The 14,287-nt window shown below is 47.5% G+C and carries 12 protein-coding genes; all 12 read right to left on the bottom strand.

Going from position 1 to position 14,287, the window contains the following annotated elements; all coding sequences use genetic code 11:
- Positions 1–277: 277 nt before the first annotated feature.
- The 12 genes from dnaB to L6442_RS32650 all read right to left on the bottom strand — a co-directional run bounded on the left by dnaB (position 278) and on the right by L6442_RS32650 (position 13,636).
- Entirely contained in the window at positions 278–1,639 is a 1,362-nt protein-coding gene (dnaB, locus tag L6442_RS32705) for a replicative DNA helicase (RefSeq protein ID WP_194230928.1), read from the bottom strand.
- A 1-nt stretch (position 1,640) separates the two neighbouring features.
- Complete coding sequence (rplI, locus tag L6442_RS32700; protein ID WP_194230927.1) at positions 1,641–2,084, bottom strand: 50S ribosomal protein L9; 444 nt, start codon at positions 2,082–2,084, stop codon at positions 1,641–1,643.
- Positions 2,081–4,072, bottom strand: coding sequence for a DHH family phosphoesterase (locus L6442_RS32695; RefSeq protein ID WP_212980486.1), 1,992 nt, complete (start codon positions 4,070–4,072; stop codon positions 2,081–2,083). The genes rplI and L6442_RS32695 overlap by 4 nt, the downstream gene beginning before the upstream one ends.
- Before the next feature lie 11 nt (positions 4,073–4,083).
- Positions 4,084–4,995 carry a DUF2232 domain-containing protein gene (locus tag L6442_RS32690; protein WP_237100444.1) on the bottom strand — a complete coding sequence of 304 codons (912 nt, stop codon included), beginning with the start codon at positions 4,993–4,995 and terminating at the stop codon, positions 4,084–4,086.
- Between the two features lie 11 nt (positions 4,996–5,006).
- Positions 5,007–5,309 (bottom strand): MazG-like family protein, encoded by a 303-nt coding sequence (locus tag L6442_RS32685; protein ID WP_194230924.1) that lies wholly within the window; start codon positions 5,307–5,309, stop codon positions 5,007–5,009.
- 353 nt (positions 5,310–5,662) lie between these two features.
- Positions 5,663–6,088, bottom strand: coding sequence for a CBS domain-containing protein (locus L6442_RS32680; protein ID WP_194230923.1), 426 nt, complete (start codon positions 6,086–6,088; stop codon positions 5,663–5,665).
- A 142-nt stretch (positions 6,089–6,230) separates the two neighbouring features.
- Positions 6,231–7,241 (bottom strand): LCP family protein, encoded by a 1,011-nt coding sequence (locus tag L6442_RS32675; protein ID WP_212980484.1) that lies wholly within the window; start codon positions 7,239–7,241, stop codon positions 6,231–6,233.
- 508 nt (positions 7,242–7,749) lie between these two features.
- Complete coding sequence (locus tag L6442_RS32670) at positions 7,750–8,757, bottom strand: ABC transporter ATP-binding protein (RefSeq protein ID WP_212980483.1); 1,008 nt, start codon at positions 8,755–8,757, stop codon at positions 7,750–7,752.
- A complete protein-coding gene (locus L6442_RS32665) occupies positions 8,750–9,769 on the bottom strand; it encodes an ABC transporter ATP-binding protein (RefSeq protein WP_194230920.1) in 1,020 nt (339 codons plus the stop codon). Before L6442_RS32665 ends, L6442_RS32670 begins: the two co-directional genes overlap by 8 nt.
- Complete coding sequence (locus tag L6442_RS32660) at positions 9,736–10,686, bottom strand: ABC transporter permease (protein ID WP_237100443.1); 951 nt, start codon at positions 10,684–10,686, stop codon at positions 9,736–9,738. Before L6442_RS32660 ends, L6442_RS32665 begins: the two co-directional genes overlap by 34 nt.
- Before the next feature lie 29 nt (positions 10,687–10,715).
- Positions 10,716–11,687 carry an ABC transporter permease gene (locus L6442_RS32655; RefSeq protein WP_212980482.1) on the bottom strand — a complete coding sequence of 324 codons (972 nt, stop codon included), beginning with the start codon at positions 11,685–11,687 and terminating at the stop codon, positions 10,716–10,718.
- A gap of 218 nt (positions 11,688–11,905) precedes the next feature.
- On the bottom strand, positions 11,906–13,636 hold the full coding sequence (locus L6442_RS32650; RefSeq protein ID WP_212980481.1) for a peptide-binding protein: 1,731 nt from the start codon (positions 13,634–13,636) through the stop codon (positions 11,906–11,908).
- Positions 13,637–14,287: the final 651 nt, after the last annotated feature.

Below are 14,287 nucleotides of genomic sequence, written 5' to 3'. Positions count from 1 at the left end.
TTAATAATTCCATTGAATTTTGTGCGAAAAGCCAAAACTCTATGCATCTGCTTAAGCAGTCTAACTGCACTAATAATCAATTTCATAATGCCGCTTGCTGTTAAAAATCCATTATGAGGTTGATTCCCAAAGCAGCATTATCAGTGTAACAGTCTCTATTTTTAAAGTCAAATAAAAAACGAACAATCGCAACATCGTATGTGCAATTGTTCGGAAATAGAAGTGAATATTCAATTTTTTGCGGCGGCTTTCTGCTGCGTTTTTCCAATTGCCATGATCACATCGCAAAGGGTTCCGAGTGCGTCCGCTCATAATTGACGAATTTATTAAAATTTTTAAGGAAGACCAGTTCGACGGTGCCGACCGGACCATTACGCTGTTTAGCGATAATGATTTCGATAATGTTCTTCTTCTCTGTTTCTTGATTGTAATAATCATCACGGTAAAGGAAGGCTACGATATCGGCATCCTGCTCGATGGAACCCGATTCCCGAAGGTCGGACATCATCGGCCGTTTATCTTGACGCTGCTCGACACCCCGGCTCAGCTGGGACAGCGCGATAACCGGAACCATCAGCTCACGGGCAATTTGCTTCAACGTACGCGAAATTTCGGATACCTCCTGCTGCCGGTTCTCCCCGGCCTTTCCACGTCCCTGGATCAGCTGCAGGTAATCGATCACGATCATGCCGAGACCTTTTTCCTTTTTCAACCGGCGGCACTTGGAACGAATATCCGCTACAGTTATCCCGGGGGTATCGTCAATGTAAATTTCGGCTTCTGCCAGCGAGGCGATTCCCATCGTCAGCTTGGCCCAATCTTCATCTGTCTTAAAATCCCCTGTCCGCATCAGATTCGCATCCAGATTCGCTTCAGCGCAAATCATACGGTTTACGAGCTGCGGTGCGGACATCTCCAGACTGAATATCGCTACGGTCTCATTGGCCCGAACAGCGACATTTTGCGCAATGTTGAGGGCAAACGCCGTTTTACCTACGGAAGGCCGTGCAGCCACGATGATCAAGTCCGAACGCTGGAAACCGTTCGTCATCTTGTCCAGATCCACAAACCCCGTTGGTATACCGGTTGTGTTTCCGCTTTGCTGGTGCAGCACTTCCACCCGATCGAACACTTCCATCAGCACATCGCGGATGGCTATGAAGCCGCTGCCTGTGCGCCGGTTGGAGATCTCCAGAATCCGGCGTTCCGCGTCGCTGAGCATGCCGGCCACATCTTCGCCGCCGCTGTAACCTTCGCTGACGATTTGAGTAGCTGTGCGGATCAAACGCCGCAGCATCGACTTCTCTTCGATAATCTGGGCGTAATATTCCACATTGGCCGCGGTAGGCACGGCGTGAGCCAGCTTCGCCAGATAGCTGACTCCGCCCACATCCTCCAGCTGGCCTTTATCCTGCAGCCGTGAAGTCAGGGTAACCAGATCGACTGGCTGATTCTCTTCTCCGAGCTGGATCATCGCTTCATAGATCAGCTGATGCGACGCGTCATAGAAATCCTCCGGCTGCACCCGCTCCATCGCGGTAATCATCGCTTCGCTTTGCAGCAGAATGGCCCCTAAAACCGCCTGCTCCGCTTCCAAATTCTGCGGGGGAATCCGATCGAAAAAGAGCTCTCCGCCCATCCTATTCCTCCGTAACCTGAACCTTAAGCGTTGCTTTTACTTCCGGATGCAGCTTCACCGTTATCTGGGTAACGCCCAGGTGGCGGATAGGTTCTTCCAATTCGATTTTGCGTTTGTCGATTTTCACATTGTGTTCGGCCAGGGCTTCCGCAATCTGCTTGCTGGTAATGGCGCCGAACAACCGTCCGCCTTCACCGGCTTTGGCTTTCAGCTGAACCGTCATTTCTTCCAGCTTTTTGCCAAGCTGCTGCGCTTCTTCTTTTTCCTGCTCCTTACGGCGTTGTTCCGCCGCATTTTGATTTTCCAGCGTCTTCATATTCCCATCTGTAGCCGGACGGACCAGACCCCGCGGCAGCAGGAAATTCGTTGCATAACCTTCAGAGACCTCTTTTACCTGGCCTTTTTTACCTTGACCCTTTACGTCTTTCAGAAAAATGACTTTCATTCGAACAACCCCTCTTTCTCCTCAATTTGCGTAAGAACTTCAAGCAGCCGCTTCTCGGCTTCTTCTACCGTGCACTTGATTTGAACGGCCGCATTCGTCAAATGTCCCCCGCCGCCAAGCCTTTCCATGACGACTTGCACATTCATCCGGCCGAGTGAACGGGCGCTGATGCTAATCAGGCCGTCCGGCCGTTCGCTGATCACGAAGGATGCGATCACATCCGTCATATTGAGCAGCGTATCCGCTGCCTGGGCAATCAGCAGCTGCGGGATGACGGTCCCCGGCTCGGTCACGGCAAGAGCGATATGATCAAATACCATTTTAGCATGCTTGATGATTTCTGACTTTGCCAGATATTCCTGCAGATCCTCTTTCAGCATCCGCTGGATCAAAATCGTATCCGCGCCGCTGCGCCGCAGAAATCCGGCCGCTTCAAATGTCCGTGAGCCGGTATGGAGCGCAAAATGCTTCGTATCCACCGTAATGCCGGCGAGCAGCATCGTCGCTTCCATCGGAGTAAGCTGTATTTTCTCATGGATGTACTGCAGCAGCTCGGTAACCAGCTCACATGCCGAAGATGCATACGGCTCCATGTACACAAGCACAGCGTCATTGATGAACTCTTCGCCGCGGCGATGATGGTCCACCACCACAATCCGGCTTGCATTTTGCACCAGCTTCGGCTCCATCGTCATGGAGGCCTTATGCGTGTCCACCACCACAAGCAGGCTGTGCGGATTCAGCATGGCGAGCGCCTGTTCCGGCGTAATGAACCGCTCAATCAGACGCTCGTCTTTTTTCACCTGCGCCATCATGCGATCAATGGACGGGTTGGTGCCAGGCAGAACGATATACGCCTCCACATTGTAGATCTGGGCAGCCTTCAGCACGCCGATGGACGCGCCAATCACGTCCATATCCGGCGTCCGGTGACCCATAATAAATACTTTGTCGCTTTCCTGGATCAAATCGCGCAAAGCATGGGCAATTACTCTCGCCCGCACCCTCGTCCGCTTCTCGACGGCATTGGATTTTCCGCCATAGAAGGACAGGCGTTGCCCTGCTTTAACTGCGGCCTGATCGCCCCCGCGGCCAAGCGCCATATCAAGGGATGATTGGGCCAACTCGCCCAGCTCGCTGATGCTCTCAGGCCCGAAACCAAGCCCAATGCTCAGCGTCATCGGCACCTTAAGCTCAGCGGTCATCTCGCGAACTTCATCCAGGATGACAAATCTGCTTTTTTCCAGCTCCTGCAGCGATTGATAATTCAGCATCATCAAATAACGGTCCGAAGACAACCGCCGCAGGTAGACATCGTAATGTCTGGCCCACTCCGTAATTTCGGTCGTCACCTTGGCAATCAGGGAGGTGCGCTGCTGGTCATCCATCCCTTGCGCCGCCTCATCGAGATTATCCATCATAATAATTCCGAGGGCCAGCTTCTCCGCTTCGTATTTCTCACGCAAAACGGCCATCTCGGTAATATCATACAAGTATATCAGCCGTTCGTCGGTATTCAACATCAGATGAAAATGAGATTCGCCGATTTTGATTTCCGTCTGAACTTGCTTATGCCCGTCTTTGTGCGCATCCTTTTTCTCGCTGACATGCGGAGTCAGCGACGGAAAAAGCTCCTGCAGCGAAGCGCCGACGAGCGACTTTTGTCCGAATATTTTGCAAACGTAGCGATTGTTCCATTCGACGGATTTATCCTCTCCGTAGAGAACGATCCCGAACGGCAGGGCGCTGATGGCTTCCCCCTCAACTCTTTTGACGCGAAAGGACAAACCGTTAATGTAATCCAGCAGATTTTTCCGGTACCGCATTTCCGCCTTCAGCAACAGATAGCAAAGCACTCCAACAAGGCAGAGGCTTATAATTCCGAGCGGCCAATTGTACCGAGTCACAATAATGACCAAAAGCAGCATCAGCATAAACGCCCAGACGGTATAATAGCCGTGCCAGCGCTGTTGTAGAAATTTAGGCATGACTTCCCACCCTAACGTTTTGATTTAGTCATATATTGACGCAGCGGAAATGCCAGATCCAATATTCCGATAATCCTCATCGGCGGAAACAGTAAAATCGGAATCACAATCACTAGCGGTATAGCCGGATGCCATTTTTTCGAATATGCCAGAAAGTAGAAAAATCCGATGGCCTGAATCATGAAACAGATATGGAGCAGCGGCACCAGATTCGCGGCAATCATGATCAGAAACGAGTTGTGGGAACCGCGGGCGAATACTTCAATCACAACCCCGATCAAATAATACCAAATCAAGGATTTCGGCAGCATCCATTCCCGGGCCGGTTTCAGTTTCGGCACATGGTAACCCGTACTTTCAATAATCGGACGCGCCAGCGAATGCGTGATAACCCCCATCATGAAGGAACTGATAATCATCGCAAACGGAATCATCTGCATCGTCATATCGCTGACGATTTGCATTTTCTCCGGCGTCCAGACCATATCGCTGATCAACGGATTATTACCGCCCACATCCTTCAGCGGAGACATCGTCATTTTGACGATATCATGCACATAGCCGGATAAATCGAAGTGTAAAAACAGCGTGCCGATCAATAGCAAAACCAGCATTTCGGCCAAAACCGTACCCGATCCGATCAATAACGTCCGAAGAGCTGAATTTTTTCTTTTGTAGGACCAGCCCATGACGATCGAGGGAACCATAAAATACATCGCCAAGAGCAAATAAACCGGATGTACGATAAAAGCGATAAGCCATACCGGCAAGACATGGAGCAGAAAGCTCCTTACGTTCAAAGTTGCAAAAAGAATCGTGGCGGGCAATATCAAAAAAAAGACCGTCACGATCGATAAAGGAGTTAGCAAGGAGAGCAGCAGCAGCAAATACACAACGCTCCATACCACTGATGTCCAGCGCATTTTCAATGTCTTCACCTCTTACGCATATGTTCTTCAAGCGCGGAAATATCCTGATACCATTCCTCAAGCTGGTGGCCTTCCTGTTTGTGTTTCTTTAATTTATCGATCAAAAGATCATCCAGATCCCTGTACGACATACCAAGCCTGCGAGCCAATATGTACGAGCTCATGATCAAACTAGCGAGACTGTCACCCACCCGGGCCGTGCTGCCTTCCCATAATGCCTTAAACAGCCTTGATACGTGGTCAACCACTTCGGTTTTCAGCCATTCGATGACTTTGGCACGTTTGGCTACATCCAAATCCTTTGGCATTTCTGAAGCTCACACTCCCTGAAAAAAGCTTTATTCTCCATTATAGCATAAAAAGAAGCCGCTATCGAAATACCATCCCGGGGCCCTTGATTCCCCATGCATCGGCAAATTAACCCCACAAAAGAGTATCGAAAAGAAGTAAGGGCGCCTCTCACAGAGGGGCGCTTTTGCGAAGCAAAAGTACGGAGTGACGTGTGGCCTTCGAAGCTGATTCCGATTACTTTGCCGGGACCCCTGTACCCCTGATATATCTAAAAAGACCTGCAGATCAACCAATCAAAAGCAGGTCTTTTCCTATTCTATGCCTTTTCGTTCCAAGGTAATCACGATCTGCTTACGAACGAACATGTAGTTTACAACGAATTTATCGATTCTTTAAAAACAAACTTCTCACAGTATTCAATGATCTGGCTTCTGCGAACGATGCCGATAAAACGGTTCATATCATCCACAACCGGGACAAAGTTTTGAACCTTCGCCAAGTTAATCAAATCCTCCATGTTGGCATCAATGGAAACCGGTTTATTGTTCATCTTGAGCGGCACGTCCTTCAGCAGAAACTTGGACGCGTTCTCAAAATTTATTTTCCCGTTCGAGTTTTTCATATGCCACAACAGATCGCCTTCCGTAACCGTTCCGGCATATTTGCCTTCTTTGCCTAGAATCGGCACCGCCGTGTACCTGTGGAACTCCATCTTCTCCAGCGTCTGCCTCAGCGTCGAGTCTGTCGTAACTGTAACGACTTCCTGTTTAGGTAGCAGAAAAAACGCTATGTTCATGTCGGATCCATCCTCCTCTACCCTTCTAAAACCTCTCCATCCTCTTCATACGGCCTCATAGCGGCTTTGTTTCAAGAGGACACAAAATCAGCAGCCGCACTTGTGGCTGCCGATTTCAAATTATAAAAGTGCTAAAACCTTCTTATTGTACCGTTTTCTTGTCCTGATCGTCACCCGGCTGCATCAACTGATCGGATGGCGTGTTTGAATCTTTCCAGCTGTCAATGAGCGCTTTTGCTTTATCCACATCTTTTTCGATGGGCTTATCATAATAAACGCCTCCGATACGCATACCTTCACCCATGATCGTATAGCTGGAAATTTGGGCTTCCGATCCGGTTAAAATCTGCTTCGCCAAGTCAATAATAAACTGGGGCTGCATATCGGTTTGGAAGTTATCGCCCATAATATCCAGGAGATCCGGAATTTTGGAGATCTGATTCAGATGCAGCATCCGGTTCGCAACGGCATCCAAAAACACCTGCTGGCGTTTCGTACGGTTAAAGTCGCTATCTTCCCGGTAACGCACATAATTCAGCGCTTCCTCGCCATTGTAAATCGGCTTATTCGCCTTGACCGTGAATTTTTCATGATCGCGCCCTTTATTGACGATGTCCTTTTGGATCGGCAGCTCGACACCGCCCAACGCATTGACTGCATCCTTCAGACCTTGAAAATTAATCGTAGCATAATAGTCCACTTTATGGTCTAAGAAAGCTTCAACGGTATCCTTGGACATCTGCTCCCCGCCAAAAGCGAAGGCATGCGTAATCTTATCCTTCTTCCCTTTGCCTATGATCTCCGTGTAGGTGTCTCTCGGAATGGAAACAAGCAGCACCTTGGAATCTTTGGGACGCACAACTGCATAAATCAGCGTATCCGAACGGGCCGGTTCATTCTTCCGTTGGTCGGAGCCAAGCAAAAGGACCGAAAACGGCTTATTCTCATAAACCACCGGTTCGGCCGGTTTAATCGGCATGTTGTCTTTGGATTCCAATGGTTGATAGGATTTTTGGAGCGAGCTCTCCACCCGATTGGAAAGAAATAAATCAAAGGCCATCACTGCAAGCTGCTTGCGAAACAAATAAGCTCCTCCAGCAACCAAAAAAATGGCTACAGCAATGGATATATATATTTTTGTTCTCTTTTTCATTCAATGATTCCTTCTTTTATTTTAGAATAAAAGTCCTAATTTGCCGAAAAAAATTGTATCCTCCGGCCCCCTTTCTAAATGTTCGAATTTGTAACGAATGCCGAAAGCGAAAAATCACGCGTAAAATAGGCATTGTCAAACGACACTAACATTTTAAACGCAAAATCCATAAAAAGAAACTGCATAACGGTGTCAATTCAATAAAAAAAGGTTCCTTTATCGACAAATATATGCAGTTTTAACGCTACAAAGCGTAACTTAGGGTATGAAAATAACCCCACAAAGAGTATCGGAAAGAAGTAAGGGCGCCTCTCAAAGAGGGCGCTTTTGCGAGCAAAAGTACGGAGTGGAGCCTATGCTTCGATGCTTATTCCAAATTGCGAGGGCCCAAAAAAACATATAAATTCATAATCTAAAAACAGCCCTGTAACCAGATTCACGGCAACAGGGCTGTAACATTATGCAATTTAACGTTCAGGCGGACCCCAAATCCTACCTGCAATAAAAGTCAACGTTTCAACGAGTTCAGATCCGAACCGCCTTCCACGCCGATCGGGAAGTGGCAGGCAACTTGTCTGCCCGGCTTAACTTCTTCGAGTTTCGGTTCAACCTGGCTGCATTTGGCTTGCGCAAATGGACAGCGGGTATGGAATCGGCAGCCTGATGGAGGATTGGCCGGTGAAGGCACGTCGCCCTCAAGGACGATCCGGTTCCGTTTTTTGTTTGGCGATGGCTTCGGAATCGCTGAAAGCAATGCCGCCGTATATGGATGCAGAGGTTCGGCATAAAGCGCTTCGGTCTCGCCAACCTCAACCATCTTGCCCAGATACATGACGCCTACGCGGTCGGAAATATGGCGAACGACGTTCAGACCATGCGCGATAAACAGGAACGTAAGTCCCATTTCCTTCTGCAGCTTCATCAGCAGGTTAATAACCTGCGACTGTACCGATACGTCAAGCGCGGATACAGCTTCATCCGCAACGATGAATTTCGGTTTCAGCGCTATTGCCCGGGCAATCCCGATCCGTTGGCGCTGACCGCCGGAAAATTCATGCGGATAACGGTTGCGGCGTGTTGGATCTAGACCAACCAGCTTCATCAATTCCACTACGCGGTCATCGATTTCCTTGGCTGACATTTTCGTATGAATCTTCAGCGGTTCACCGATGACATCCTTCACAAGAAAGCGCGGATTCAGCGATCCGAACGGATCCTGGAAAATAATCTGCATTTCCTCGCGCATTTTGTTAAGATCTCTGTTGTTCAAAGCATGAACATCGCGGCCGTTAATTTTAACGGACCCATCCGTCGCGCTTTGCAGACGCAAAATGACACGTCCCAACGTGGACTTGCCGCACCCGGACTCCCCTACCAAGCCGAAGGTTTCGCCTTCGCGAATCGTAAGAGATACGTCATCAACAGCTTTAACGTGGCCGACAACGCGGTTGAGCAGCCCTTTGTGGATCGGGAAATATTTTTTAACGTGTTCAACTTCCACCAGATTTTTAGCCATGGATATTTTCCCCTTTCCCGGCTACGGCTGCTTTCTCTTGTTCCTCATACAACCAGCATTTGGTGTAATGCTCATTGCCGATTTGAATATCTCCCGGTTCTTCTTGACGGCATTTGTCCATCGCATGCGGGCAGCGCGGATTGAAACGGCAGCCTTTCGGCAGGTTGCCCAGCCCCGGGATTGTACCTTTAATCGTATACAATTCGCCACCGCGTTCGCCTTCAAAACCAGGGATGGATTGCAAGAGACCCGTCGTATATGGATGAGAAGGATTCGTAAAGATTTCTTCGACGGTTCCTTGCTCCACAATCGCGCCGGCATACATAACCGCAACATGATCGGCCATTTCCGCTGCTACACCCATATCATGGGTAATGAGCAGAATGGATGTGCCGAGCTTTTCTTTCAGATCCTGCAGCAAATCCAGAATTTGTGCCTGAACCGTCACATCGAGTGCGGTTGTCGGTTCGTCGGCGATCAGAAGCTCTGGTTTGGCTGCGAGCGCGATCGCAATAACGACGCGCTGACACATACCGCCTGACAATTGGTTCGGATACTGCTTGGCCCGGATTTCAGGAGATGGAATACCGACCATTCTGAGCAGTTCAATAGCTTCCTTCCAGGCTTCGTCTTTGCTCTTGTTCTGGTGCAGACGTAAACTCTCGGCAATTTGGTCGCCCACGGTAAATACCGGATTTAACGCCGACATCGGATCCTGGAAAATCATCGAGATTTTATTCCCGCGAATGTCCTTCAGTTCATCTTGCTTCTTGGCCGCCAGATCTTCGCCCTTAAAGTTGATGTTCCCCTCAAGAATGACGCCGCCGGCATAATCGATCAAACGCATGATCGATAAGGAGGTTACGCTTTTGCCGCTGCCGGATTCGCCAACAAGACAGAGCGTTTTCCCTTTTTCAATATTCAGCGAGATGCTGTCCGTTGCTTTAACAAATCCTTTATCTGTCAAAAATCCTGTGGTTAAATTTCGGACTTCGAGAAGTTTTTCCGCCATTTCGCTAACCCCCTCCGCGTGTTTTTCTGTCTTGGATCGAGAGCGTCACGGATCCCGTCACCAATGAAGTTAACAGCAAGCACGACGATCAGGATACATAAGCCTGGATAAACGGCTTGCATTGGATTGGTCAGCATAAACTCCTGCGAGTTGCTGAGCATAAGCCCCCAGCTTGTAGCAGGCGCCTGGATTCCGAGTCCAAGGTAGGAAAGAGCCGATTCCGACAAAATCGCGCCGCCTACCATCAGCGTTGCATTAACGATAATCGGGAAGCTTGCATTGCGCATCAAATGTCTGAAGATAATTCCCCAGTTTGATACACCCGTAGCTCTGGCCGCTTCTACATATTGCATTTCACGCAGCTGAAGGAATGTACCCCGCACAAGCCGTGCTACCCCTGTCCAGCTGGTAAATGCCAAAATCATAATCATATACTGAATTTGCGTTCCAAAAATAGCCATAACCAAAATGTTAAGGAACAACGTAGGAATCGAGTTCATGACATCGACAATGCGCATGAAAATTGTATCAATCCAGCCACCGAAGTAACCGGAAACGGCACCGATGATAGATCCAATAATAACGGTCATTGCTGCAACGGAGAAGCCGATGAAGAGCGAGATGCGGCTGCTGTAAACCAGGCGGGAGAAGATATCCCGTCCCACCTCATCCGTACCGAGCAAATGGTTGTCCGTACCCGGGCTAAGATTAGCAAGCAGCAGATCAATCTTATCTGGTTTATACGGTGCAATGACCGGTGCCAGAATCGCAATAGCGATAAAAATGAAAAGCACAATCAGTCCACTCATGGCAAATCCATTACGTCTGAATTTGCTCCATACCGTTCTCCAAGGGCCCGGTGTTTTCTCTGAAGGAGGAAGAGTATTCTCCGGCACCTGCGGCTCGGTCTGCTGCATATTCGGTGCGGACATCGCGTTCATGTCACTCATGCGGATTTTCCTCCTTTACGTCCAAGCTGTACGCGCGGATCGACAATTTTATAAAGGATATCAGCGATCAGGTTGCCGAGTACGACCATAACGGCAGTAACCAGGACAATTGCCATCAACACGGAATACTCTCTCGCTCTCGCCATATCAACATATAAGCGGCCCATGCCCGGCCAGTTAAATACACTTTCGGTTAATGCGGCGCCGACGACGAGAGTTGGCAATTCCATACCTAACACTGTAATTATCGGAATTAGGGCGTTACGCAATGCGTGACGGAATATAACCTTGCGTTCAGGTACGCCTTTCGCTCGGGCTGTACGGATATAATCCTGTTCCAGCACTTCAAGCATACTCGAACGGGAATATTTGGAATAAGCGGCCAGGTTGGCCAGTATAAGAACCGTACACGGTAAAACTAAATGATATAACAAATCCGAAAAGTTACCTTGTTTATCCATGGCATACATGTCCGATAACGGAAGCCAGTTTAACTGAATTGCAAAAACTTGCTGCAAAATAATACCGAACCAGAACGCCGGCATTGCAAACCCGACATAGGATATAAAGTTGGATGTCTGGTCGGATAACCCGTATGGTTTCGTACTGTTATAAATCCCCCAAGGGATCGCAATAAGCATCGATATTACCCAAGCAAAGCTCATTAATACAAATGTGTTTTTAATCGTCGGCCACAAAATGTCGCCAACAGGAGTATTGTTTTTAAACGTTTTGCCCAAGTCGCCTGAAAGCAGTCCTTTAATCCAATTCCAATACTGTTCTGGAACTGGCTTATCCAAACCTAAATTATGTTTTTGAATTTCTGCCGCTTCCGGAGACATACCAGGGGAAATCATCATTTGAGTAGGCCCGCCTGGAGCTGCATGAATAAGCCCGAATGTCACCAGCGAAATCAGGAAAATTACGAGTATGGATTGCAGTATGCGGCGGATGAGATATTCAGTCATAATGGGTCCTCCTAACAATTTTACACGCCAAAAACACGCATCCAGGCGCGATCAAAAAAATAGTGAATCAGATTTGCACAAAAACTGCCCATCGTTAGGCTACTTTCGGCAAATCGAATGATTCTATTATTTTTTTGATCGCGCCTATAAAACGCAAAAAAGGGAGAGGGGAAAAAATTCTCCCCCTCCAGCACCGTTTTGTGCCCCTAATTTACATTTTATTTAGCGTCGTCAATCCACCAGTTATTAACGTGGAAGAATTCACCACGGGCCAAGTTCGTAATTGGAGCATCTTCTGGTTTAAACTTGATTTTTTTGCTGTGCGCTTGTGGTGTACCGTAAGAATACATAAAGATATATGGCAGGTCAGTCGAGATTTCTTTCGCAACTTCTTTATAGATTTCTTTACGTTTCTCTTGGTCTACAACTTTCGTGCCTTCTTCCCACAACTGGTCGAGTTTTTCGTTCTTATAGAATACGTTGTTTTGGCCTTTAGGAGCAAAGAATTTGGAACTGAATGTCGATTCACCATTTGGATCTGGGCTATCAAGAGACCATCCCAGCAGGATTGCGTTAAATTTACCCGGTACCAGGTTTTGTTCGTTCCATGCGGCAAAGTCAATGGCTTTAGGAATCATTTCGATACCGACTTCTTTGAAGTTTTGCTGCATGACGAGCGATACTTGCTCACGACGGCTGTTGCCGGAGTTGTATTGCAGTTCGAAGGAGAAGCGATGTCCGTCCTTCACCAGGATGCCGTCGCTGCCTGGCTTCCATCCGTCCTCAGCCAGCAATTGTTTTGCTTTTTCCGGATTGTAGTCGTAGTTCACAGCTGCATCGCCTGGATCAGCCCAGGAATTAGGCATAAACGGAGCGTTCATCAATTTCCCGATGCCTTTCAGAACGTTGTCTACCATGCCTTGGCGATTGAGAGCATAAGCCATCGCTTGTCTTGTTTTTTGACCATCCCAAGGAACGAAATTGTCCTTGAAGTTTTCTGGCTTACGGTTCAGACCCACATATTCGTATTGCGGTCCTGGCTCGGATGCTACAGTAATCTTATCAACCTTCTTAACCGCATCCAACTGAGTTACAGGGATACCGCCAACGACATCGACATCGCCTTTGATCAGCGCTTGTACTTCAGTGTTTTGGTCAGCATAGATTTTGTAGACTACAGTTTGAATATTTGGTTTTGGACCCCAATAATCAGGATTTGCATCAAATTTCAAATATTCCTTTTGTTTCCACTCGGTCCATTTCCATGGTCCGCTAGTAACTGTTTTTGCAGGATCCGTACCGTAAGGATTTTTCTGCATTTCAGTCACTTTAACATCCTTCAGCACGTGCTGAGGTGCAACTTGCATATGAAGGCTGTATTGGAAAGGAGCATATACTTGCTTCAATGTAATTTTCAGGTTTTGAGGATCAACTACTTCGATCTTGCTGATTTTGTCGTATTGCGCGATTCCAGGTGCACCAGATTCTGGATTGAGGATCGTTTCAATCGTAAATTTCACGTCATCGGCCGTAATCGGCTGTCCGTCGCTCCATTTCAGATTGTCTTTCAGCTTGATCTCATAAGTAAGTCCGTCTTCGGAAATTTTCATCGGCTCAGCAGCGAGGGACCAAGGTTCGGCTACTACGTTGCCTTCCTTGTCAAAGTCAAACAAATGCGCATAGATAAAATAATCAGCATCAGCGGAAGCTGTATCTTGCACATAAATCGGGTTCAAATTGACGACGTCAGAGAAGGTACCTACCGTCAGAGTTCCGCCTTGCTTAGGCTCACCAGGGTTTTCAGCCGGTTTATCCGTGCCTGCCGCCTCTTCTTTCTTTGGCTCATCTTTTGGAGTTTCAGCGGTTTTAGAATCGCCGCAACCTACAAAAAGTGCGCTGACAACAGACAATGATACAAATAACGACAACCATTTTTTCTTACTTGCCATTTACCATTTTCCTCCCCTTTGAAAATAAAATGATGGATACCTGCATGTACTGCATGGATCATCCAAAGACTTGCCAATAGTTCAAACGAAGCTTGTCCGTCTGACTATCAGGGACTTTTACACCTGCATTGAATTCGTTCTAGTGACCCCGAATTTCCCTAGTAGCGACGATTCCCCCTCTTGTAATCAACCATTCTTAACAACAAGATGACGGCAACAGGTGAAACAATATATTAAAAAATTAATATATCCAAATGTTAGGAAATGCATAGTTCCGGCGATCACATTTCAAAACATTGAAATTGTGAACAAACCGGACACATTCGCGAATACCCAATAACGCAATAAAGCATTAATGTCTTAAATGACCATCGGTCAATTGAATTCAGCAAACTGGGTATTCACGCGCTGGTTAAAACTTCCTTGGGTAAATTTAATGTAAATGATACGTGTAAATTTATATCACGTCAATATTTTTTTTAAGTACTCTGAATTAAAATTTTTTAATGATTCAAATCTAGTGCCAGCAATGGATTCAACAAAAAAAGGAAGCCATTTCTGATCGAATTTTAATGTTAAAAGCAGAGGATGCTTGATCAAGAAATGGTTGAATTGGGAGCAATGAAACTATTAAGGCGCTTACATCGTTTC

The organism is Paenibacillus azoreducens (genome assembly GCF_021654775.1).
GTDB classification, from domain to species: domain Bacteria; phylum Bacillota; class Bacilli; order Paenibacillales; family Paenibacillaceae; genus Paenibacillus_AQ; species Paenibacillus_AQ azoreducens.
Note: the sequence above shows the minus strand (reverse complement) of the source record. Positions and strands in the feature narration are given on the sequence as shown.